At 72.7% G+C, this 23,834-nt stretch carries 13 protein-coding genes and 2 pseudogenes; 11 read left to right on the forward strand and 4 right to left on the reverse strand.

What is annotated here, in order from left to right; all coding sequences use genetic code 11:
- Nucleotides 1–18: 18 nt before the first annotated feature.
- The 7 genes from ACFCY1_RS35125 to cobA all read left to right on the forward strand — a co-directional run bounded on the left by ACFCY1_RS35125 (nucleotide 19) and on the right by cobA (nucleotide 10,704).
- The gene (locus ACFCY1_RS35125) at nucleotides 19–1,044 is read left to right on the forward strand and encodes a methionine ABC transporter ATP-binding protein (protein WP_074002359.1); all 1,026 of its coding nucleotides are present in this window, start codon (nucleotides 19–21) and stop codon (nucleotides 1,042–1,044) included.
- Entirely contained in the window at nucleotides 1,041–1,769 is a 729-nt protein-coding gene (locus ACFCY1_RS35130) for a methionine ABC transporter permease (protein ID WP_375877200.1), read from the forward strand. The genes ACFCY1_RS35125 and ACFCY1_RS35130 overlap by 4 nt, the downstream gene beginning before the upstream one ends.
- A 57-nt stretch (nucleotides 1,770–1,826) precedes the next feature.
- Nucleotides 1,827–2,654 (forward strand): MetQ/NlpA family ABC transporter substrate-binding protein, encoded by an 828-nt coding sequence (locus ACFCY1_RS35135; RefSeq protein ID WP_074002360.1) that lies wholly within the window; start codon nucleotides 1,827–1,829, stop codon nucleotides 2,652–2,654.
- Nucleotides 2,655–2,853: 199 nt separating this feature from the next.
- Nucleotides 2,854–3,489, forward strand: coding sequence for a GNAT family N-acetyltransferase (locus tag ACFCY1_RS35140; protein ID WP_049652062.1), 636 nt, complete (start codon nucleotides 2,854–2,856; stop codon nucleotides 3,487–3,489).
- A gap of 137 nt (nucleotides 3,490–3,626) precedes the next feature.
- Nucleotides 3,627–4,883 carry a precorrin-6y C5,15-methyltransferase (decarboxylating) subunit CbiE gene (cbiE, locus tag ACFCY1_RS35145; protein WP_107418731.1) on the forward strand — a complete coding sequence of 419 codons (1,257 nt, stop codon included), beginning with the start codon at nucleotides 3,627–3,629 and terminating at the stop codon, nucleotides 4,881–4,883.
- A 494-nt stretch (nucleotides 4,884–5,377) separates the two neighbouring features.
- Nucleotides 5,378–9,349: a nicotinate-nucleotide--dimethylbenzimidazole phosphoribosyltransferase gene (gene cobT / locus ACFCY1_RS35150; RefSeq protein ID WP_375877201.1), complete on the forward strand. Its 3,972-nt coding sequence runs from the start codon at nucleotides 5,378–5,380 to the stop codon at nucleotides 9,347–9,349.
- Between the two features lie 107 nt (nucleotides 9,350–9,456).
- Nucleotides 9,457–10,704 (forward strand): uroporphyrinogen-III C-methyltransferase, encoded by a 1,248-nt coding sequence (cobA, locus tag ACFCY1_RS35155; protein ID WP_375877202.1) that lies wholly within the window; start codon nucleotides 9,457–9,459, stop codon nucleotides 10,702–10,704.
- 37 nt (nucleotides 10,705–10,741) lie between these two features.
- Here the strand turns inward: cobA and ACFCY1_RS35160 are convergent, their stop codons facing one another.
- A complete protein-coding gene (locus tag ACFCY1_RS35160) occupies nucleotides 10,742–13,483 on the reverse strand; it encodes a SpoIIE family protein phosphatase (protein WP_375877203.1) in 2,742 nt (913 codons plus the stop codon).
- Nucleotides 13,484–13,571: 88 nt separating this feature from the next.
- On the opposite strand from ACFCY1_RS35160, the gene ACFCY1_RS35165 reads away from it, so the two are divergent.
- Nucleotides 13,572–14,477: a TrmH family RNA methyltransferase gene (locus ACFCY1_RS35165; RefSeq protein ID WP_375877204.1), complete on the forward strand. Its 906-nt coding sequence runs from the start codon at nucleotides 13,572–13,574 to the stop codon at nucleotides 14,475–14,477.
- 132 nt (nucleotides 14,478–14,609) lie between these two features.
- Here ACFCY1_RS35165 and ACFCY1_RS35170 read toward each other — a convergent pair whose 3' ends face one another.
- A complete protein-coding gene (locus ACFCY1_RS35170; protein ID WP_375877205.1) occupies nucleotides 14,610–17,303 on the reverse strand; it encodes a KGGVGR-motif variant AAA ATPase in 2,694 nt (897 codons plus the stop codon).
- Nucleotides 17,303–17,722, reverse strand: coding sequence for a hypothetical protein (locus ACFCY1_RS35175; protein ID WP_375877206.1), 420 nt, complete (start codon nucleotides 17,720–17,722; stop codon nucleotides 17,303–17,305). The genes ACFCY1_RS35170 and ACFCY1_RS35175 overlap by 1 nt, the downstream gene beginning before the upstream one ends.
- 547 nt (nucleotides 17,723–18,269) lie before the next feature.
- On the opposite strand from ACFCY1_RS35175, the gene ACFCY1_RS35180 reads away from it, so the two are divergent.
- The 3 genes and pseudogenes from ACFCY1_RS35180 to ACFCY1_RS35190 form a co-directional block, all read left to right on the forward strand.
- A complete protein-coding gene (locus ACFCY1_RS35180; protein ID WP_375877207.1) occupies nucleotides 18,270–20,528 on the forward strand; it encodes an ATP-dependent endonuclease in 2,259 nt (752 codons plus the stop codon).
- Nucleotides 20,509–22,005, forward strand: a complete 1,497-nt coding sequence (locus ACFCY1_RS35185; RefSeq protein ID WP_375877208.1) for a UvrD-helicase domain-containing protein — start codon at nucleotides 20,509–20,511, stop codon at nucleotides 22,003–22,005. Before ACFCY1_RS35180 ends, ACFCY1_RS35185 begins: the two co-directional genes overlap by 20 nt.
- A gap of 14 nt (nucleotides 22,006–22,019) precedes the next feature.
- Nucleotides 22,020–22,441 (forward strand): annotated as a pseudogene (locus ACFCY1_RS35190) (TrmH family RNA methyltransferase); the annotation flags it as partial.
- A gap of 444 nt (nucleotides 22,442–22,885) precedes the next feature.
- Here ACFCY1_RS35190 and ACFCY1_RS35195 read toward each other — a convergent pair.
- Nucleotides 22,886–23,834 (reverse strand): annotated as a pseudogene (locus ACFCY1_RS35195) (hypothetical protein); the annotation flags it as partial.

Genomic DNA, 23,834 nt, shown 5'->3' on the forward strand with positions numbered 1-23,834 from the left:
GACCCACGGAAAGCCGCTGTGATCACCACCACGGACCTGACGAAGGTCTACCGTTCCCGAGGCCGCGAGGTGACCGCCCTCGCCGGTGTCGACCTGCACGTCCGCCCGGGCGAGGTCTACGGAGTCGTCGGCACCAGCGGTGCCGGCAAGTCCACCCTCATCCGCTGCGTGAACATGCTGGAGCGCCCGACCTCCGGCACGGTCACCGTGGACGGGGTCGAGCTGACCGCGCTGTCCGGCGGCGAGAACCGGGCCGGCCGCGAACTGCGCGAGGCCCGCCGCCGGATCGGCATGGTCTTCCAGCACTTCAACCTGCTCTCCTCGCGGACGGTGCAGCAGAACGTCGAGCTCCCGCTGGAGATCGTCGGCCTGGACCGCACCGAGCGCCGCCGCAAGGCCGCCGAGCTGCTGGAGCTGGTCGGCCTCGGCGACAAGGCCCGCAGCTACCCCAACCAGCTCTCCGGCGGCCAGAAGCAGCGCGTCGGCATCGCCCGCGCACTGGCCGGCGACCCGAAGGTGCTGCTCTCCGACGAGGCCACCTCGGCGCTCGACCCGGAGACCACCCGCTCGATCCTCAAGCTGCTGCGCGACCTCAACCAGCAGCTGGGCCTCACCGTCCTGCTGATCACCCACGAGATGGACGTCATCAAGTCCGTCTGCGACTCCGCCGCCCTGATGCGCGGCGGCCGGGTGGTGGAGTCCGGCGAGCTGACCGACCTGCTGGCCAAGCCCGGCTCGGAGCTGGCCCGCGAGCTCTTCCCGCTCAGCGAGTTCGGCACCGGCCACCCCGGCTCGACCGTGCTGGAGATCACCTTCCAGGGCGACAGCTCGGCCCAGCCGTTCGTCTCCCAGCTCGCCCGCACGTACCAGATCGACATCAACATCCTCGGCGCCGCGGTGGAGACCATCGCCGGCCGGATGGTCGGCCGGATGCGGGTCGAGCTGCCGGGCGGCCACCAGGACAACGTGGTGCCGATCGGCTACCTGCGCGAGCAGGGCCTGCAGGTGGACGTGATCGGTACGGCGAACGGAGCGGTGGCATGACCTGGGACCAGATGTGGGAGCTGATGTGGCCCGCCACCCAGGAGACCTTCCAGATGGTCGGGGTGTCCGCGCTCGTCACCGTGCTGCTCGGCCTGCCGCTGGGCGTGCTCCTGGTGCTCACCGACAAGGGCGGCCTGCTGGCCAACCGGGCCGTCAACAAGGCCATCGGCTTCGTCGTGAACATCGCCCGTTCGGTGCCGTTCATCATCCTGATGATCGCGCTGATCTCCTTCACCCGCTGGCTGGTCGGCACCTCCATCGGCTGGCAGGCGGCGACCGTGCCGCTGACCATCGGCGCCATCCCGTTCTTCGCCCGCCTGGTCGAGACCTCCGTCCGCGAGGTCGACCGGGGACTGGTCGAGGCGGTCCAGTCGATGGGCGGCAGCACCTGGACGATCGTCCGCAAGACCCTGCTGCCCGAGGCCCTGCCCGGCATCGTGGCCTCGGTCACCACCACGGTCATCACCCTGGTCAGCTACTCCGCGATGGCCGGCACCGTCGGCGGCGGCGGCCTCGGCACCCTCGCCGTCAACTACGGCTACCAGCGCTTCGAGACCGCCTTCATGTGGGTCATCGTGGCCGAGCTGGTGATCATCGTCACCGCCGTCCAGCTGATCGGCGACTTCGCCGTCCGGCGGCTCTCCCACCGCGGCCGCACCGGCGGCCGGACGCGGCTGTTCGGCCGCACCCCGGCGGCTCCCGACAAGGACCTCGCCGCCTCCTAGACCTCCCTCGTCCGACCCCGGACGCGGCTCCCCGTTCCACGCAGAAAGGCACTTTTCGTGCGCAACGCCCTGAAGTTCACCAGCATCCTCGCCACCGCCGGCGTCGCCCTCTCGCTCGCCGCCTGCGGCAGCTCGGGCTCCTCCTCTTCCTCGGACGCGAACGCGCCGCTGAAGGTCGTGGCCAGCCCCACCCCGCACGGCCAGATCCTGAAGTACGTCAAGGACAACCTCGCGGAGAAGGCGGGCCTCAAGCTCGACATCAAGGAGGTCACCGACTACGTGACCCCCAACACGGCGGTGCAGGACGGTTCGGCCGACGCCAACTACTTCCAGCACGTCCCGTACCTGGAGGACTTCAACAAGAAGCACGGCACGAACATCGTGTCGGTCGAGCCCGTGCACCTGGAGCCGCTGGGCCTCTACTCCAAGAAGGTCAAGGCGATCGGCGACCTCGCGGACGGCGCCACCATCGGCCTGCCGAACGACGCCACCAACGAGGGCCGGGCGCTCAAGCTGCTCGCCGACAACAAGCTGATCACCCTCAAGGACGGCGTCACCACCACCGCCACCCCGGCGGACGTGACCGGCAACCCGAAGAACTTCAAGTGGAAGGAGCTGGAGGCCGCCCAGCTGCCCCGCTCCGTCGCCGACCTCGACGCCGCCGTCATCAACGGCAACTACGCGATCGACTCCGGCCTGAAGCCGGCCACCGACGCCCTGGTGCTGGAGAAGGCCGAGGGCAACCCGTACGCCAACATCCTCGCCGTCAAGAAGGGCAAGGAGAACGACCCGCGGGTCAAGAAGCTGGCCGAGCTGCTGCACTCCGACGAGGTCAAGAAGTACATCGACGACACCTTCCAGGGCTCGGTCATCCCGGCCTTCTGATCGTCGTACGGTCATACCTCGTAACGCCCGACCGGGCCCCCACCGCACCGCGACGGGGGCCCGGTCGGGCAGTATGCAGCAGGGACACTCCGACCGACCGCGTTCTGACGTACCGTCGTGCGGGCAGCGCACCGCGTGGCACCCGGGGCACGCCGGAGGCGTACGGTGTTGTGTTCACGACCCGGCGAGGAGAGACGGCATGGCAGCGAGCTTCCCCGAGACCGCCATCAGCACCGAACGGCTGCTGCTGCGACCCCTTGCGGAGGACGACGCCCCCGGCCTGGCCACGATGATGGCCGACGACCTCGTGCTCGCCTGGACGGACCTGCCGCACCCCTTCACCGAGGAGTACGCGGCCGAACTCGCCCGCACCCTCGCCCCCGCCCACCGGGCCGCCGGCCGCGGCATCGTCTTCGCCGTCACCGAGCACCTCACCCAGCGCCTGGTCGGCCTGGTCGAGCTGCGCAACACCGACTGGCGGCTGCGCAGCACCGAGATCTCCTACGTCACCGCCGTCTGGGCGCGCGGCGAGGGCTACGCCCCGGAGGCCGTCCTCGGCGTCGCCCAGTGGCTGTTCGAGGACCGCGGCTTCCTGCGCCTGGAACTGCGCACCGCCGCCGGGAACACCGCCGCCCAGCAGGTCGCCCAGAAGATCGGCGGCATCAGCGAGGGCGTGCTGCGCAGCGCCTGGATAGTCCGCGGGGAGTCCGGCGAGGTGCTCCAGGACAGCCGCAGCGACCTCATCCTGTGGAGCCTGCTCCCGGAGGACCTGGAGTCCCCCGAGCTGCACCGCGAGGGCTGGCACGGCGACCACCGCTACGTGCTGCGCGACTGAGACACGCCGCCTGTTCACCCGACGCGGACATGTGTGCGAGATGTCGGGCTCCGGCCGACCGCACCCGGTAGCCTCTGGACCGGTGCCGCACGACGGCGGATCGAGCGGCGCACCGAGTCGAGGGAGAACGGCCGCAGATGGCTGACCGGATCACGGTCATCGGGTGGGACGGCACACCGCTGACCGAGGCCGCCGGCGCGGCCCTGGCCGCGGCGACGCTGGTCGCCGGCGCCCCCTACCAACTGAACGCCCTCCCGGTGCCGGAGGCCGCCGAACGGATCGCCCTCGGCAACGTCCGGCAGGCCGCCCGCAGGATCGCCGAGCACCGCGGCGCCGCCGTCGTGGTCGCCGAGGGCGACCCGGGGTTCTTCGGGGTGGTGCGCACCCTGCGCCGCCCCGAGTACGGCCTCGAACTGGAGGTGCTGCCCGCCGTCTCCTCGGTGGCCGCCGCCTTCGCCCGGGCCGGCATGCCCTGGGAGGACGCCCAGGTGGTCAGCGCGCACGGCGGACGGCTGCGCCGCGCGGCCAACATCTGCCGGGCCCACCCCAAGGTCGCGGTGCTCACCGCGCCGGGCGCCGGGCCCGCCGAACTCGCCCTGATGCTGCGCGGGGTGCACCGGACCTTCGTGGTCTGCGAGGCCCTCGGCACCCCCGACGAGGACGTCACCGTCCTCACCTCCGACCGGATCGCCGACCACGTGTGGCGCGACCCCAACGTGGTGCTGGTGATCGGCGGCGGCGCCCGGACGGGGGCGGTGGACGAGGCGGCCGGCTGGCTCGCCGGGCGCCCGGTCGGCTACCCCGGCGTGGAACGCGGCTGGGCGCTCCCCGGTGACGCCTACGCGGGCGCCGGGCGCACGGAAGGCGAGCCGGGCGCACCGGAGGCGCTCCCCGCCCACGTGCGCGCCCTGGTGCTGGCCCGGCTCGGTGCCCGCCCCGGGGACCTGGTCTGGTCGGTCGGCGCCGGCAGCGGCGCCCTCGCGGTGGAGGCGGCCCGGTTCGGCGCCGCCGTCGTCGCGGTCGAGGGCTCCCGCTCGGCCTGCGCCCGGCTGACCGTCAACGCCCGCCGCTACGGCGTCGAGGTGGAGGCGGTGTACGGGAGCGGCCCCGAGGTGCTGGGCGGCCTGCCGGAACCGGACGCGGCGGTGGTGGAGTCCGGCGGCCTCGACGTGGTGCGCGCGGTGCTGGCCCGCCGGCCCGAACGGTTCGTCGCGCTGCCCCGGACCCTCACCGAGGCCGAGGAGGTCCACCGGGCGATCGCCGGGGCCGGCTACCGGGCGGACGGCGCGCTGCTCCAGGCGAGCCCGTTGCGGCCGGTCGGGGAGGGCGACGGGCTGGCGCTGGGAGCGGGCGGAACCGGCGCGCTGGTCCTCTGGGGTGAGCAGATCGTGTGAAGGCCGTGGGCCCGTCCGGGGCCCGCGCCGGGATCGTCCGGTGGCGCCGACGGTGATCCAGGTCGCATCCGGACACCGATTCGAGAGGTGACCGCGCGGTGCCGGTAGTGTGACGTCCTGGGCGACTGCAAGGGTAGGCGACCCACCCGATTCAGTCGGTTTGTCACCTTTTTGACGCGGTGCAATCCGGTTCCGCTCGAAGTGTGGGCAATTCGACGGGCCTCGTGCCGGACCTGGAGAATGCCGTAGGGTCCGGTGCGGTCGTGCCGGTTGCTCCGGGTTGTCGTTGTTTCAGACGATGCGCCGCCCCCTACGGGCGGTGCGCCGGACCGGGGTGCCGCAGCGCGCCGGATGGACTTGGGCCGCAGCGCCACGGCGCGGCGGCCGCGTGTGGTTAGGGGCGGGCCGGTGCTGGTTCGGCCCGTGCGGATGGGCGCTGCGATCGGTGATCGTGTCGCCGAGGGCGCGGCAGCGGCCTGGAAGGAGCTTTGACAATGACCGATGGCGGCCACGTTCCGGGCGAGGGAATGCCGGAGCACCTGCACGGCGGGCCGGGCCCGCTCGGCGGACCGGAGGGCGTCGCGGGCGTTGCACCCCTCCAGGGCGTCGCGACGGACGGCGGGGCGATCCCCAACCCGGCGGCCCCGATCGGCGGTGTCCCCGGCGCGGTGCCCCCGGGCGCGGGCGGCATCCCGCCGCAGGGCCAGTACGGCTACGGCGTTCCCGGCGTGCCGCAGCCCGGCCAGCCCGGCGAGGGCTGGGGCGTCGACCAGGGCGCCCCGCGCCCGGCCTTCCACTTCCTCGACCAGCCCGACACGCCGGACGGCCTGGACGACGAGGACGACGTGCTGCTGATGCCCGGTCCGCAGGGCTCCTGGGGCGAGCCGCTCGCGGCCGTCCCGGCCGAGCAGGTGCCGCTCGCGCCGCAGCACGACGGCACGCCGGTCGAGCCGTCCTGGCCGCCGGTGGACCCGCCGGTGCTCGGCGCCGAGCACGGCGTCCAGCAGCACCCCGTCCAGCAGCCGCAGCAGCCGATGACGCAGGCTCAGCAGCCGCGCCGGCCGCTGCACGCCGGTCCGCCGATCCCGGACCCGTCGCTGATGACCGGCCAGGTGCCGGTCCGCTCGCTGGCCGACCGCGGCCCCTCGCAGGGCGGCACGCCGGCGCACGGCATCCCGGTGGTCGGCCGCCCGCCGATGGCCGAGGCCGCGGCTCCGGCCGTCGCGCCGCAGGCCGTCCCGGCCGCTCCGGCGGCCCCGGTCGTGGAGGGGCAGCAGCTGCCGCAGGCGCAGGACTTCCCGCAGGCCCAGCAGGTCCAGCAGGCTCCGCAGGCCCACGGGGCCCAGCAGGTGCCGCTCGGCGTGCCGCCGGTCGAGACCGTGCTGGCCGTCGAGACGGTCGGGGCGATCGAGGTGATCGAGGTCGTCGAGACGCCGGAGGCCGCCCAGGCCGTCCCGGCGCAGCCCGTGCAGGACGTGACGGCTCCCCAGGCCCTTCAGGCCGCCGAGGTCGTGGAGACCGCCGTCGCGGCCGCGCCGCAGGCCCCCGTGGCCGAGCCGGCTCCGGCCGAGGCCGCCCAGCCGGTGGCCGAGGCGGCCGACGCACCCGTCGCCGAGCCCGTGGCCGCCGAGACCGCCGTCGCCCCCGCCGCTCCTGAGGCCGTCGCCGCCGAGGGCGCTGCCGCCGACGGCGCCGCCGTGCCCGCCGAGCAGCCCGAGGCCGCGGCCCCGGCCGGTCAGCCGCGCCGGATCTCCGCCTTCCTCGCCGCGCCCACCCCGCACGGCCTGCCCAAGGTCGGGGCGGCCGGGCAGGCGCCGGTCGTCGAGGAGACGGCCGCGCAGCAGCCCGCGCCCATAGCGGCCGCCGACGCGCCGCAGGCCGTCGAGGTCGTCGAGGTCGTCGAGGCTGCTCACGTCGCCGAGGCCGTGGCGGGCGCCGAGTCCGCCCCGGTTGCCGAAGCCGCCGAGGTCGCCGAGGCCGCGCAGCAGGCCGAGGTCCCGGCCGAGGCCGTGTCGGAGGCCGTCGCCGAGCCGGTGGCGGAGACCGCCGCGGGCACCGGTGAGATGCCCTCCGGCCAGGCCGTCACCGAGCCCGCGGCCGAGGGCGAGCAGCCGCAGCAGCAGGCCGAGGTCCCGGCCGAGGCCGTCGCCGAGCCGGTCGCGGAGCAGCCCGTGGAGGCGCCGGCGGAGGCCGACGCCGCCGCAGCTGTCGAGCCGGCCGCCGAGGCTCCGGTCGAGGCCGCCCCCGAGGCGGAGGCGGCGCAGCCCGCCGAAGCCGTCGAGGAGCCCGCCGCCGAGGCCGCCGAGGTTGCCGCGCCCGCCGAGGCCGTCGCCGAGCAGCCCCTCGCCGCCGCTCCGGAGGCCGAGGCCCCCGCGGAGCCGGCCGCCGAGCAGGCGCAGGCCCCGGCCGAGCCCGAGGCCGCCGCTGAGCAGCCCGTCGCCGTCGAGGAGCCCGCCGCCGAGGCGGAGCCCGTCCAGGAGCAGGCCGCCGAGGCCCCCGCCGAAGCCGCCGAGCAGCCCCAGGCCGAGCAGCCCGCCGCCGGGACCGTCGAGTCCGGCGAGGTCACCGAGGTCGCCGAAGCCGGCGAGGCCACGGAGCCCGCCGAAGCCGCCGAGGCCACCGAGGAGCAGCCCGTGGCCAAGGAGCAGCCCGCCGCCGAGGCCGCCGAGGAGCAGCCGGAGCCGCAGCCCGAGGAGCCCGCCGAGCCGCGCGGCCCGGCCGCCCCCGGCTACGACGAGGCCGGCCGCGAGGCCGTCCACCAGGTGATCCGCGAGCGCCGCGACGTACGCAACGGCTTCCGCCCGGACCCGATCCCGCACGAGGTGCTGATCCGCGTCCTGGAGGCCGCCCACACCGCGCCCAGCGTCGGCTACTCGCAGCCCTGGGACTTCGTGGTGATCCGCTCGGCGAAGACCCGCAGGCGGATGCACGCCCTGGCCGAGCGCCAGCGCGAGGCGTTCGCGGACTCGCTGCCCAAGGGCCGGGCCAAGCAGTTCAAGGAAATCAAGATCGAGGCCATCCTCGACACCCCGGTCAACATCGTGGTGACCGCCGACCGCACCCGCGGCGGCCGGCACACCCTGGGCCGGCACACCCAGCCGCAGATGGCCCCGTACTCGGCCGCCCTGGCCGTCGAGAACCTCTGGCTGGCCGCCCGCGCCGAGGGCCTGGGCGTCGGCTGGGTGAGCTTCTTCGACGACGAGGAGCTGGTCCGCGAGCTCGGCCTGCCCGAGCACCTGGAGGTCGTCGCCTACCTGTGCGTCGGCTTCGTCGACGAGTTCCCGGACGAGCCCGAGCTGGAGCAGCAGGGCTGGGCCAAGAAGCGCCCGCTGTCCTGGGTCGTCCACGAGGAGCAGTACGGCAACCGCGCGCTGCCCGGCGAGGAGCCGCAGAGCCTGCTCGCCGACACCCTGCGCGGCATCCGCCCGCTGGACGCCAAGGCGCTCGGCGAGGCCTGGGACCGGCAGAAGCGGATGACCAAGCCGGCCGGCTCGCTCGGCATGCTGGAGATCATCTCCGCCCAGCTGTGCGGCCTGTCCCGCAAGTGCCCGCCGCCGCTCCCGGAGCCCGCCTGCGTGGCGATCTTCGCCGGCGACCACGGCGTGCACGCCCAGGGCGTCAGCCCCTGGCCGCAGGAGGTGACCGCCCAGATGGTCGGCAACTTCCTGGCCGGCGGAGCGGTGATCAACTCCTTCGCCAAGCAGATCGGCACCGAGGTCTGCGTCGTCGACGTCGGCGTCGCCGCCGAACTGCCGGACGCCGTCCAGCAGGGCCGCGCCACCGGCCTGCTGCCGCGCAAGGTCCGCCCCGGCACCGCCGACATGACCCAGGGCCCGGCGATGACCCGCGAGGAGGCCCTCAAGGCCATCGAGGTCGGCATCGAGACCGCCCGCGACCTGGTCGCGGCGGGCAACAAGGCACTGGTCACCGGCGACATGGGGATCGCCAACACCACCGCCTCGGCCGCCCTGATCTCGGTGTTCACCGGCCTCGACCCGGCCGAGGTCACCGGCCGCGGCACCGGCATCGACGACGAGACCCACGCCCGCAAGGTCGAGGTCATCCGCGCCGCGCTGGCCCTGCACCAGCCCGACCCGAGCGACCCGATCGGCGTCCTCGCCGCCGTCGGCGGCCTGGAGCACGCCGCCCTGGCCGGGTTCCTGCTGGGCGCCGCCTCGCTGCGCACCCCGGTGATCCTGGACGGCGTCATCGCCGGTTCCGCCGCGCTGGCCGCCAAGGCCATCGCCCCCGAGGTGCTGGCCGCCTGCATCGCCGGCCACCGCTCCGCCGAGCCCGGCCACCAGGCCGCGCTGGCGAAGCTCGGCCTGCGCCCGCTGATCGACCTGGACCTGCGGCTGGGCGAGGGCACCGGTGCCCTGCTGGCCCTGCCGCTGGTGCAGAGCGCGGCCCGGGCGATGCACGATGTAGCGACCTTCGACTCCGCCGGGGTCACCGAGAAGGCCTGACGCACCCCGTCACCGCTCCGCGGACCGGCCCGAGGGCGCGCCGGACCGCGGAGCGGTGACGTGCCGTACCGTCCCCACACCCTCATCCCCGATCAGGAGCACCGCCGATGACCGCGCCCACCCCGCACCCGAGCACCGAGGGCCGTACCCCCTACCCGGTGGGCCTGCTGCTGGCCGGCCGCCGCGTCGTCGTGGTCGGCGGCGGCCAGGTCGCCCAGCGGCGGCTGCCCGCCCTGATCGCCTCCGGCGCCGACCTGCACCTGGTGGCGCCCGCCACCACCCCGGCCGTCCAGGCCATGGCCGACGCCGGCGAGCTCACCTGGCACGCCCGCCCGTACCGGGACGGCGACCTCGCCGACACCTGGTACGCCCTGGTGGCCACCGACGACCCGGCCGTCAACGCGGCGGTCAGCGCCGAGGCCGAGCGCGAGCGGGTGTTCTGCTCCCGCAGCGACGACGCCGCCGCTGCCACCGCCTGGACCCCGGCCAGCGGCCGCGACGCGGGCGCCACCGTGGCCGTCCTCACCGGCGACCCGCGCCACTCCGCCGCCCTGCGCGACGCCATCGTGGACGGCCTGCGGGACGGCTCGCTGGCCGCCCGTCAGTACCGCTCGCACGGGGCCGGCGTGGCCCTGGTCGGCGGCGGCCCCGGCGACCCGGACCTGATCACCGTGCGCGGCCGCCGGCTGCTCGCCGACGCCGACGTGGTCGTCACCGACCGCCTCGCCCCGCGCGAGCTGCTCGCCGAACTGCCCGAGCACGTCGAGGTGATCGACGCCTCCAAGATCCCGTACGGCCGGTTCATGGCCCAGGAGGCGATCAACCGCACCCTGGTCGAGCACGCCAAGGCCGGCAAGTTCGTGGTCCGGCTCAAGGGCGGCGACCCGTACGTCTTCGGCCGCGGCGGCGAGGAGCTGCTGGCCTGCGCGGAGGCCGGGCTGCCGGTCACCGTGGTGCCCGGGATCTCCAGCTCGATCAGCGTCCCCGCCGCGGCCGGCGTGCCCGTCACCCACCGCGGCATGACCCACGAGTTCACCGTCATCTCCGGCCACGTCGGCCCGGACGACGAGCGCTCGCTCACCAACTGGGAGGCCGCCGCGCGGATGAGCGGCACCCTGGTGCTGCTGATGGCCGTGGACAAGATCGGCGCGATCGCCGCCCGGCTGGTCGAGTACGGTCGGTCGGCGGACACCCCCGTCGCGATCGTCCAGGAGGGCACCACCGCCGCCCAGCGCCGGGTGGACGCCACCCTCGGAACCGTCGCCGCGGTGGTCGAGGCCGAGGGGGTCAAGCCCCCGGCGGTCATCGTCATCGGCGACGTCGTCAACGTGCTGGCGGCCGCCTTCCAGCGGTAGGCCCGCGGGGGAGTGGGAAGTCGGCCCGGCCGACTTCCTACTCCAGCGGCTGCTCCGTCCAGATGACCTTCCCGGTCGCCGTGTAACGCGTCCCCCAGCGGTCCGCGAACTGCGCGACCAGGAACAGCCCGCGCCCGCCCTCGTCCTCGGTCGCCGCGTACCGCAGGTGCGGCGAGGTGCTGCTGCCGTCCGACACCTCGCAGATCAGCGAACGGTCCCGCAGCAGCCGCACCCGGATCGGCCCGGAGCCGTACCGGATCGCGTTGGTCACCAGCTCGCTCAGGATCAGCTCGGTGACGAACGCCGCCTCCGCCAGCCCCCAGGCCGTCAGCCGCTCCGCCACCGCGGCCCGGACCTCGCGCACCGCCGCCGGGTCGGAGGGCACCTCCCACTGCGCCACCTGCTCCGGCGCCAGCACCCTGGTCCGCGCCACCAGCAGCGCGATGTCGTCCTGCGGGTGCTCCGGCAGCATCGCCCCGAGCACGTCCGCGCAGGTCTGCTCGGGCGTGCGCGGCGGCCCGGCCAGCGCCGCCCGCAACAGCTCCAGCCCCTCGTCGATGTCCCGCTGCCGGTCCTCCACCAGCCCGTCCGTGTACAGCACCAGCCGGCTGCCCTCGGCCAGCTCCAGCTCGGCGTTCTCGAACGGCAGCACCCCCAGCCCCAGCGGCGGCCCGGTCGGCAGCTCCGGGAACACCACCCGCCCCTGCGGGTCCACCACCGCCGGCGGCGGGTGCCCGGCGGTGGCCAGGGTGCAGCGCCGCGACACCGGGTCGTAGATCGCGTACAGGCAGGTCGCCCCGGCCACCCCGGCGCGCTCCCCGCCCGCCGCCTCGTCCTGGTCGATCCGGCTCACCAGCTCGTCCAAGTGCCCCAGCAGCTCGTCCGGCGGCAGGTCCAGGGTCGAGAAGTTGTGGATCGCCGTCCGCAGCCGGCCCATCGTCGCCGCCGCGTGCAGCCCCTGCCCCACCACGTCCCCGACCACCAGCGCCACCCGCGCGCCCGGCAGCGGGATCACGTCGAACCAGTCCCCGCCCACCCCGGCCTGGGCCGGCAGGTAGCGGTGCGCCACGTCCAGCGCCGTCTGCTCCGGCAGCTTGCGCGGCAGCAGGCTGTGCTGGAGCGTCACCGCCATCGCGTGCTCCCGGGTGTAGCGGCGGGCGTTGTCGATGCACACCGCCGCGTGCGCCACCAGCTCCTCGGCCAGCGCCAGGTCCTCCGCCTCGAACGGCTCCGCCCGCTGCGCCCGCCAGAACCGGGCCACCCCCAGCAGCACCCCGCGCGCCCGCAGCGGCACCCGCACCAGCGAGTGCACCCCGTACGCCAGCACCCGCGCCGACCGCTCCGGGTCCTGCTCCCGCCACCGGCCGGCCTCCGCCAGCCGCGGCTCGATGGCCGGCTCCCCGCTGTGCAGCGCCCCGGCCAGCGGGGTCTCGGGCACCACGTCCAGCACCGTGCCGACCGGGTAGAACGGCGCGTCGTCCCGTACGCCCGTCACCGCCGTACGGCGCATCCGCCCCAGCGAGGGGCCCGGCGGCGGCTCCTCGCCCGTCAGCACCTGGTCCGCCAGGTCCACCGTGACGAAGTCCGCGAACCGCGGCACCGTGACCTGCGCCAGCTCCTCCGCCGTCCGCGTCACGTCCAGCGTGCTGCCCACCGTCACCCCGGCGTCGTACAGCAGCCGCAGCCGCCGCTGCGCGCGCTCCGCCCGGCCGGACAGCGCCGCCAGCTCCGTGGAGTCGCGCAGCGTGGCGACCCGGCCGGGCGGGCCGCCCGGCTGGTCGATCAGCCGGACGTTCACCGCCAGCAGCCGCTCCCCGGACAGCACCACCTCGTCGGTCACCGGGCGCTCGGCGGTCAGCAGGTCCAGCGGCCGCTGCTCCAGGCCCAGCCCGGCCACCGGGCGGCCCTCGGCGTCCGGCGGAAGGTCCAGCAGCCGGCGCGCCTCGTCGTTGCAGAGCAGCAGCCGGCCGTCCCCGCCGAGGATCATCACGCCCTCGCGCACCGCGTGCAGCACCGCCGCGTGGTGCTCGTACATCCTGGTCATCTCGACCGGGCCCAGCCCGTGCGTCTGGCGCCGCAGCCTGCGGCTGACCAGCGCCGTCCCGAGCGTGGCCAGCCCCACCGCGGCCGCCGCCGCGCCCAGCACCACCGGAAGCTGGCGCTCGCTGGCGCTGCTGACGCTCTTCAGTGTCACGCCCGCCGAGACCAGCCCGACCACCGAACCGTCCGGCGCGTACACCGGGACCACCGCCTGCACCAGCGAGCCGAGCGTGCCCGAGACGCGCTGGGTCACCACCTGCCCGTGCAGCGCGGGCTCGTAGGTGCCGACGAACTTCCGGCCGATCAGCGCCGGGTTCGGGTGGGTGTAGCGGATGCCCTGGTTGTTCAGCACGACGATGAAGTCCACGCCCGCGGCGACCCGCGCGGACTGCGCCCTCGGTTGCAGGACGGCCGTTGGGTCGGGGGAGCGCAGCGCGTCGACGATGCCCGGCGAACTGGCGAAGGTCTGCGCCACCGCCACCGAACGGTTGCGCGCCTCGTGCTCGGCGTCGTTGCGCGACTGCACCACCAGCGCCACCGCGGCCGCCACCACCAGCAGCAGCACGACCAGGATCTGGAGCGCGAACACCTGCCCCGCCACCGACCGGTGCCACACGGGCCACCGCGGCTTCGCGTGCGGCAGCTGCGGCCGACCGTGTGGGCGCCCACCGGGGGAGCCGGCGGAGCCAGTGGCGCCAGAGGCCGACGGAGCCCAGGATCGGCCCGGATTTCGGGCCATACGGTCATATTTGCACTACGGCCAGCCGGGGACCACCCGCCCCCTCCGCCGTTTGGCCTTCCCCGTCCGGGCTTGGCAAGATCGCAGGGTGTCCGAACCCCGCACCATCACCGACCCGGCCGACCCCCGCCTCGCCGACTACACCGGCCTCACCGACGTCGAGCTGCGCCGCCGCCGCGAACCCGCCGAGGGCCTCTTCATCGCCGAGGGGGAGAAGGTCATCCGCCGCGCCCTCGCCGCCGGCTACCGGATGCGGTCGATGCTGCTCACCTCCAAGTGGCTGGAGGTGATGGGCGACGTCATCGCCGAGGCCGACGCCCCCGTCCACGTGGTCGAGCCCGCCCTCGCCGAAGCCGTCACCGGCTACCACGTGCACCGCGGCGCCCTCGCCTCGATGGAGCGCAAGCCCCTTCCGGACGCCGCCGAGGTGCTCGCCGGCGCCCGCCGGGTCGCCGTCCTGGAAGGCCTGGTCGACCACACCAACCTCGGCGCGGTGTTGCCCTTGGGTCTACGGGAACATGCAGTTCGGCGCGTCGCCGTGTTCGAGGATATCGTCGATCACGCCAACATAGGGGCGGCCTTCAGGAACGCGGCCGCCCTGGGCGTTGACGCAATCCTCCTCACCCCGCGCTGTGCCGATCCCCTCTACCGCCGGTCCGTGAAGGTGTCGATGGGCGCCGTCTTCCAGGTGCCGTGGACTCGCCTGGAGGCATGGCCGAAGGACATCGAGATCCTGCGTTCCGCCGGCTTCACGGTCGCGGCGTTGTGCCTGAGTGACCGGGCGATCACCCTCGACGAACTCGCCTCGCGGAACGACGAGAGGCTCGCCCTGGTCTTCGGCACGGAGGGCGACGGCCTTGCCGCCAAGACACTCGCCTCGGTCGACGAGCACGTCCGCATCCCGATGGATGCCGGTGTCGACTCGCTCAACGTCGCAGCAGCCTCGGCGGTGGCCTTCTACGCGACCCGCGCGCGACGCGAGCTGGTCCGGTAGATCACTCAGAGCAGCTGTTGGGCCTCTTTGGCCCTCCTCCAGCACGGTGGAGTCCAGTGCCCGCCGGTGCCTGCCCTTGAGGACACGGGTGGCCGGTACCCCCGCCCTGCGGCAGGGGTACCGGCATCGGCGTCACACCCCGCGGACCACCCGGGCGCGGCCCTGGGTGCGGAAGCCGAGGGCGTGTCGGTAGATCTCGGGCATGCGGTAGCGCCCGTCGTTGTCCCGGGCGAGGGCGCCCCACTGTTCGAGCGCCTCGGCGTCCTCGGCATCCAAGCCGACGTCTGCGGCGTCGAAGGGCATCTTCACGTCGCCCGAGTACTGCGACATGGCTGTCAGGAGCTTGCCCAGGCGTCGGTTTTCCTGGCCGATCTCGCTGACCTTCGCGCGGCTGCAGGCGCTCAGGGCCCTGCGCATGGCCGGCGGGGCCAGGACGCGGTCCGGCCAGCGCTCGTCCCCGATCGAGGCCTGCGCTGCCTCGCAGAGGAAGCGGACGACGTCCCGGGCCTGGATCTGCTGGTGGAAGTCAGCGAGGGCTGCGGGCACCCACCGCTCGGTCCATGCCTCGCGCGATGTGTCGAGGCCGAGCTTGGCGCCCCAGAGGGGGAGGAGCGCTTGGACGATCTCGTCGTAGCTCAGGTCGGCGATCGGCAACTCCGGAGGCGCCACGGCATCAGCGCGGGTCGCCACCCAGAGCGACAGCCGCAGCGCGTCCTCGGTGTCCCAGTGCAGCTGGTAGGGGTCGTAGCGGTCCATGAACTGGCCGAGGTTCTGGCGGATCGCCGCCCGGACCAGGTCCTGGCGGACGAACACCACTAGGCCCAGGGATCGGTTGCGCAGTTGGCGCAGCCAGGCCGGAACGTCCGTCAGAAGCACCCGCAGCGCCACGCGGCGGCGTTCTTCGTCGATCGTCTCGAGCCAGTCCTCGAGGCCGTCGACGACGAACAGGACAGCTCCGGACTCGTCGGAGGTCCGCCGAATGAGGAATTCCTCGGCAGGTTCGCCCCACCGGGCGCCGGCTGCCAGGGCCAGACACTGCAGCCAGCGCTGACGCCAGAAGTTCGCGTCGTCGCCGAGTTCGTCCCGGAGGCCGGCGTTGAGGTGGCTGCGGATCTCCTCGGCCGTCACCCCGGTTCCCCCCGCCGCGAGGTCGCGCAGCTCCTGAGGCCGCGGTACACCGCCACGGGGCTCGGCGATGTTGATCGGGTCCAGGACGGGCAGCACCGGGGCGGTCCGCTGGACACGCTGGCCGTTCTCGCGGGCGAACGCCTCCCACGAGCCCTCGGCGCACATCCTCGCGAAGGTGAAGGTCTTGCCCGCCCCCTTCGCGCCGACGACGACCGCCACAGGCAGGTCCGTACTGTGATCGGCGATCAGTCGACGCACGGGTTCAGTGGTGAGGAAGCCGAGGCCGGCGTCCATGCCCTGCCGCTCGGCGAAGACGAGTCGGCTGGCGGTGTCGGCGAGGGAGCGCCGGCGGTCGTCCGGCGTCGCCGCGCTCGAGGCCCCTGCCAGCGGCGCGCCTCTGTCCAAGTGGACCCGACTTGGAGCGAACTCGCCGAGAAGATCGGGCAGCCCGCACCGGCGGACGACCTCGACCACCTCGTCCCAGCTCGGCGGAAGCGCCAGGAGCTCCTCGCGGAACGGGCTCAGGACCGGCTCAGTCAGGACCTGCTCGTCCACCACCAGGTCCTCAGGGCTGTACTCGTCGGTCACCGTCTCAGGCAGTTCGATCGCGGATGACAGTGCCTCGGACAGGCCCCTGCGGGCCTCTTCGGCGTGGCCGTCGTGGACATCCAGCCGGTACTGGGTCACGATCGCGCCGGGCGTCGGGTCTGTTCCCGCCAGTGCCGGGGACTTCGCCCCGAGCTGACGGATCATGCTCTCGGTGCCCTGAAGGGACTGGCTGCTGATCGTGGTGACGAAGACCCGCATGACCCGCGGGTCGAGCAGGATCGGGGCCGACAGCTCCGACGCTCCCGCCCGCAGGTCCAGGACGACGGTGTCGGCACCGGCAGCGACAGCGAGGGCCGCCAGGGACTCGCTGAGGAAGAATGGTGGGCGGTCCTCGGTGAGCAGGTCGGCCGGGCCGATGCGGGGCGGGCCGAGCCGCGTGCGCCGACTGGCGGGCAGTACCGTCACCTGGCCCGTTCCCCGGTAGCGCGAGACCTGCTGATTGGGTAGGTAGGCGGCGGCGATCTCCACCGCGGGGGAGGGGTCGCCCCGGTGGGAGCCGTGCAGGAGGGCGAGTACATCCTCATACGCGATGTCGCAGCGCCCGCCCTGGGCCTGGTACATCCATGTGATACCGGGCGCTTCCAGGTCCGCGTCGACGAGCAGGACGTGGCGGCCCTGGGATGCCAGGCGGTCGGCCAGTGCCACCGCATGCAAGGTGCGTCCGACACCGCCCTTGAACGAATGGAAGGCCGTGACCTGTACGTCCCCGGCGAACTGGGCCGCGCCCGGACGCGGGAGGGCCTCGCCCAGGGCGGAGGTGACCTGCCGCTCGTCCAGCCGGGGACGGCGTGTGACTACCTCTGGGCTGTCCGATTCGACCAGCCGTACGGCGAGCGACGCGGGAGTTCTGGAGGAAGGCCGGTCCAGGGCGAGATCCAGTGTCCCGTCCTGCTCGGTGGCCGAACCGAGGCCGAACTGTCCGTCCAGCCACGAGCGGACCTCGGCGCTGGTGGTCCCCGGGCGGACTGTCAGCTCAATCCCGTCCCACCATGCGTCGGCCTCCGACAGCCACGAGGGCCACTGGCCCGCCGTGGCCGCGTCCGCGAGCCGCGTGTCGACATCAACCCAGGTGAAGAGCCTGCCAGCCATTACCTGAAATCCCTTCCGGCGTCCTTCACCAGTGCCTTCAGCGCTTCCAACGCCGCTTTCTGATCCTCCGCGTGCAGTTCCGCACCATAGCGCCACGCCTCGTGCAACTGATGGCCCTCAACCACGGCGCCGCCCTTGTGTCGCCGGCACCGCAACGGATCCGCCCCTGGCCCGGGGTCCTTGAGGTTCAGTGCCTTGGCCAGACGGCGCAGATCGTGCGACCGCAGATTCACGGGCAGACCTGAGGTGTCCTGATGCTGTAGGACATTACGCAACAGCGAGGCCTTCAAGCCGCATTCCGCTGCGTAGAAGTACAGCAGCCCCCCGGCAGCCCCGTCGCCCGCCTGCTCGGCGGCCTCCGCCCGTTTCGCGAGCCGATCGCGGCTGCGCCGCAACTCGCTGACCCCCACATCCACCATGCGGGCCAGGCTACCGGCTGAGGAAAGTGGGGCGGAGGGCAGCCTAAGGACAGTCCTGATGGAGGATCGGTAGGCGTGGATGACCTTAGTGGTGCCTTCTGGGTGACCGCGTCCGTCCGGCGCAGGGCACCCGTTCTCGAGTCCACGCCCGGTGGCCGACCGGGCGTGAGCGGACCGGTGCCGACGACCGCAGGGCGAGGCGTGAACCCGAGCGCCCCCAGTGCCCATGGAGGGGGGACCCTGGCGCACGTGGTGGCGCTCGTCCGACATCGCCCTACACCATCGCCCCGCGCCGGACCCTATCGAAGACACACTCGAGGAGCCCGGGCACGTCCCGGCCGCAGAGGACGAGTTGGCGGTCCAGTACGCGGCTCGATGTCTCACACGATGTCTCGCTGACGAGCGCGCAGCCGTGGCACGCCGCCGGGTTGGGGGCCGATTCCGTCATCCTCCAAGCCATGGCTGTCCGTTCGCGAGATCGCCGGTTTGTCGTTGCTTTCCGCCATGATGGTTATCGATCGTCGGTTCTGTGGCTGAGGGGAGCGACATGCACTTGAGCCGGTTGAAGGTCAGCGGTCTTCGAGCGAGTGCAGAGGGGGAGATCGAGTGCGAGCTGCCGGGCCGGTTCAGCGTGCTGATCGGTGCGAACGGGGTTGGTAAGACCACGATCACCGACGCGCTCTACCTGATACATCCCAGCCGCTTTCCTACCCTGCCGCGCCAGAGCGCCTCGACGTTGGGCCCTGCTGATGTCGCGCGGCGGATTGCCGTCGAGTACTCTCTCGGCACGGAGCTGGTGGCTGAGGGCCCCTTGGGCCGAAACTTTGGTCACACTCGATACGTGGATTCCGGCCAAGTCGCCATGCGATGGGGTGCCTCACTGAGTCGCAGCCTGGGGACCATCAGAAGCACGATTGAGTACTCCCAGGGCGCCACTAAGGACTTGGATCCCTTCAAACTCATCTACTTGCCGGCCTGGCGTCACCCACTGGATGAGCTCGCACGCCGTGAGGTCCGCATCCTCATCGAGCTCCTGCGCTCCCAGCAACAGCGGCTGGATGGGAGCCGCAGCCTGGTTCCCTTGAGGGTGCGCGCTTCCCGACTGCTGGAGGATCTGGCCAAGGACAGCATCATCGAGGCCGTTGAGGAGCGTATCCGCACCCACCTGGTCGCCCTGTCCGCCGGAGTCGACGCTCAGTGGCCGTACGTCCGAGGGCAGGTCATCGACGACTCCTATTTGGCCCGTGTCCTGGAACTCATGCTCGCCGTCATGGAAGGGCGTAGCGCTGCCAGGCCCCTGGAAGTGTCCGGTCTGGGCTACGTCAACCTTCTGCACATCGCGGTGACCCTCGCCGCAATTCCAGACCCCGCCCGGCATGCCACCGGGACATCGGCTGGCCAACCGCAGGGCGAAGACGAGTTGGAGCCTCTCACCGAAGTCGCCGAGGGGGAAGCGGCACGTCAGGTGCAGGATAACCTCCTCCAAGCTCAGGCCGAGGCGGAGTCGCAGGAGGACTCCTTCTTCCCCGCGACCCCATTCCACGCCACAGTCGTGATTGAGGAGCCGGAGGCCCACCTCCACCCCCAACTGCAGCATGCACTCGTCCGCTACCTGCGCAGGACCGTCAAGGAGCGTCCGGAGCTGCAGGTTGTCCTCTCCACTCATGCCACGGACGTCATCACCTCCTGCGATCCCGAGGATCTCGTCGTGGTGCGCCAGACCCCTGATGGGCGGCGCGTCTGCCGTCCGGTCGCCAAAGCACCTATGAAGGAGCCGGACAAGACGCTGCGCATGGCCAGGCTGCATCTGGACGCCAGTCGCTCCGCCGCGTTGTTCGCAGACCGTCTCGTTCTGGTGGAGGGCGTCACGGAAGCCACCATCCTGCGAGAGTTCGGCCGTGCCTGGGCCGGGCAGGACGACATCAAGCACGCTTTCATCGACGCCCTGAGTGTCGTGCCGGTCGGAACCAAGGTCGGCCCTTGGGCTGTGCGCCTGCTGGCGACCCTGGAGTACGAGCTGTGCACGAAGCTTGCTGTGCTGCGCGACAGCGACCTGGCGTTCCACGAAGAACCCGAAGACCCCAGATGGCTGGTCGATCACGACCCGGAGGTCGTGGGGGCTTTCATCAGTCACCCCACCCTGGAGCCGGCTATCACCGCGGGCAATGAAGAACTCATTGCCGCGGCTCTGGAGGAGGTTGGGCTGGAAGTCGAGAGCATCACACCGGAGAGCATCCACGACGCGTTCAAGAGCGCCCGCAAGGGCCGCAACGGCACCTCGTCCACACCTGCCGGTCCAGGAGCGAAGCATAAAGCGGAGTTTGCTCTCGCCCTCGCTGGTCAGTTGATCGACGCCAACGCCACCCAGACCCCGATCACCGTGCCCGCCCACCTCCAGAGGCTCTTCGACTTCCTCTATCCCCGCGCTACCGCCGCCCAGGACGTCAGCGCAGCCATCACGGATGCCAGCACGTCGTCCCTCACCGGTAGCGAGCACACAACTGCTCGGACAGACGAGGTTCCCGCGCCCCTGCCGCCTTCCAGCGATGCTTCTGGGCACATCATCGGACCGTGGGACGACGAGGACTGGGTCGGAATGCAGGAGCCGTCCAGCCCGGAAAAATGGCCGGACGAGGCGGCACCGAACACTTACGCTCCTGTCACTCCATGGAGGCTCACGCCCGAGCTCGAGGTCCAGGCCCGAGAGCAGAATCCGGCCACTGGAGGATCCTCGCCGTGGCCCGTACCCTCAACCTGGCCGTTCCCCTTCCCGCATCAGACGGTAGATGACCATGACGGCGTCTAATCCGAGTATCCCCGGCCTCACCGCCGAGCAGCTCGTCGCCGCTGGCAGCCTCGTCCCACGCCTCTACATCCAGGCCGCGCCGGGCTCAGGCAAGACTGCTGTCTCCGCCCACCGCTTCGGCCTGCAGCGCTATACACCCTCCGCCGACCAGCGGGCCGTCGTCGCAGTCAGCTTCACCCGCTCGGCCACCTCTGAACTACGAACCCGGGTACTCCAGCGATGGGGGCCCAGCGCACTCGCGTGGCCCCACCGCATTGTCACCCTCGACACCGTCATGTACGACCTGCTCACCCATCTGCTCCGCATCGGACTGATCGAATGGCCCGGTGGCCACCGCGAGCTGCAAGTCCTCGACTCATGGAAGGTAAAGTTCCCGACCTCCAGGACATGCCGGAAGCCGGCACTCGTCCTCGAAGGTCGCCAGGTCGTCGCCACCTCCGTCAGTACCGGCACCGAGCCGATCTACACGGTCTCGCAGGACAACTTCGAGAAGGCTGTGCACGCCGGATTCTGCACTCACGACGACCTACGTGAGGTGCTGGAACACGCACTTGCCGCAGACGACGTCGTCAAGAGCCTGACAAGCCACCTCGAAGCGACAACCCGAGCCCTGATCGTTGACGAGATCTTCGACGCCAACACGCTCGACCTGGCAGTCGTCCGTCTCGCAGCCCGCGCAGGCATCCAGGTGACCGTCGTTGGAGACCCTTGGCAGGCCCTCTACAGTTTCCGCGGTGCTCGCCCCGAGCAGGTGCCCGTTCTTGTGACCGAAGAACGGTTCACCCAGCGAGACCTCTGCTCCTCCTTCCGATGGCAGCGCAACAGCCCCCAAGACCAGCTCGCCGCGCAACTGCGCTCAGGCGCTCCAACCACCGTACCGATCGGATCGGTCGACGTGGTCGACATCGTCCTTGCCCGCGAGTGGAAGCCGTTGTGGGAGACCGATGCCAGAGTCCTTCCGCTCGCCTTCAAGTCGGCAACGGGCCAGGTACAGGAGGCAGCCTCCACACTCCTCCTCAACGAAATCACCCGGCGAACATTCGGCCTGGACGCCACGTACCTGAACGACGCGCTCACGACCCTCGGAATATCGGACCAGGACGCGTTCGCGCGGCTTCGCCCCCAACTACAGGCGATCATGGAGCCGCTGGCCGGCACAGAGGACCTGAACGGGATCTGGGAGCTTCTCAACGAAGCGGTCGCCACCGAAGCGGTCGACAGAACCTTTCCACGACGCCATGCCACGCACATCGAACGCCTCAACGCCATGCGGATGCGACTCCAGATGCCCGCCAACCATCTCGTCCCAGGCATCTCGTGCCATCAGGCCAAAGGGCGAGAGTGGGGCAGAGTGGGTATTAGGCTGGATGACTACGACCGGCGCTCCCTCGAACACGGCCTCGACTCCGCCATCGAGCGCCACCGGACGCTCTACGTTGCCCTTACCAGAGCGAGAAATCTGAGCGTCGCCCTGTAGGAGATACACCGCAAGATCGCAAGACAGCTGGCGCCATCTTTCGCAGCGCCGCCGCCCTCGGCATGGACGCGGTCCTGCTCTCGCCCGACTGCGCCGACCCGCTCTACCGGCGCGCCGTCAAGGTCTCCATGGGCGTGGTCTTCGCGGTCCCGTACGCCCGCCTCGACTCCTGGCCCGCCGCCCTCGACACCGTCCGCGAGGCCGGCTTCACCCTGCTCGCCCTCACCCCCGCCGACACCGCCGTCGACCTCCACACCCTCGCCCCGCACAGCCTCCCCAAGGCCGCCCTCATGCTCGGCGCCGAGGGTGACGGCCTCACCCCCGCGCCATCGCCGCCGCCCACCACCCCGTCCGTATCCCGATGGCCCACGGCATCGACTCCCTCAACGTCGGCGCCGCCGCCGCCGTCGCCTTCTACGCCGTCACCATCCCCTGACCCCCTCACCGGCGCGCGAGAAGTCGCCCCACCCGACTTCCCGCGCGCTGCCCGGCCCCTGACACCGCAGCCGCGGCCCCATCCCCGAGAGTCGGCCCACCCGACTTCTCACGCCGCGCCCCGCCCACTTATCACCTCGCCAGGTGCCGCCGCACCACCAGAAGTCGGCCCGCCCGACTTCTGGTGGTGCGCCACCCCTCGCTGAGGCCCCCGATCGGCCGCCGACCCGCTGGGCTCCCTGAAACCGCCCTGCACCGGAAGTCGGCCAGCCCGACTTCTCACGCGTACTGGCTCCGCTGAGGCCGCTATCCCGCCTGCCGGCCCGCAGCGCCCTTCCGGGACCGCCCTGCACCGGAAGTCGGCGGGCCCGACTTCTCGCGCCATGCCCCGCCTGCGCATGCCTTCGCAGCGGCCGCCGCACAACCGGGAGCCGGCCCGGAGGCTTCAGCCGGTGGGGGAGGTGGGTGGGGCCGGGGCGGCGGCGGGGGGCGGGGTGGTGGCGGCGCCGGTCCAGGATTCGTCGAGGGTGCCGTCGGGGCGGACGGCGTAGCGGGTGGAGGTGACGGTGCCGGTGGCGGCCGCGCGTTCCTCGCGGACGACCGTGCTGCCGTCCAGTCGCCAGCTGGCCGTCGCCTGCGGGTCCGCCACCGAGGTGCGGGAGGTGGTGGCGGCCGGGGCGTCCCCGGTGAAGGTGTAGAGCTGGACGAGGTCGACCGGGGCCGAGCCCTCCACCCGTCGCAGGACGACCACCGCGGCTGGCAGGCCCTTGTACCGGGCCGGCAGCACCGCGCTCAGCGCGACCTGGGGCCCGGCGCCGACCGAGTGCCCGTTCTGCAGGGCGATGGCCGGCCCGCCGGCCCCGTCGGGGTAGCTGCGGTTGGGCCAGTCCACGGCCGGCAGCGGCGCCTGGGGGGCCGTCAGCCCGCCGTCCGTACCGCCGCGTGCCGCTGCCGGGAGGGGGGTGGGCGAGGCCTGCGGCGCGACGTCCGCCGATGTCCCGGGTACGGCCTGCTCGCCGCCGGAGCCGGTGTTGGTCACCACCGCGGCCGGTGGCCGCACGCTCCGGTTGTCCCGGTTCTCGCACCCCTGGGCCGCCGCGATGGCCAGCGCCACCCCGATGGTCACGGTGACGAAGACGACCAGCCGCTGCCGGAGCAGCCGTTGCCGCGCGGCGCCGGGCCGCCCGCCGGGGGCGGGGGTGTGCTGGCGGTCCCGGGGACGCACCCGCTCGCGGGCGTCGCGGGGGTCACGGGGCCCGGGCCGGGCCGGGGGCGGGGTCTGCGGCCGGTCCGGGCGTGCCCGCAGCGGCCGGGTGACCGGTGTCGGCTCGGGCCGGGGGAGTGGGGCGCCCGGCCCCTGGGGGCGCCGTCCGGCCGCCCCGGCGGCCTGCGCG

Source organism: Kitasatospora sp. NPDC056273 (assembly GCF_042268845.1).
Lineage (GTDB): Bacteria > Actinomycetota > Actinomycetes > Streptomycetales > Streptomycetaceae > Kitasatospora.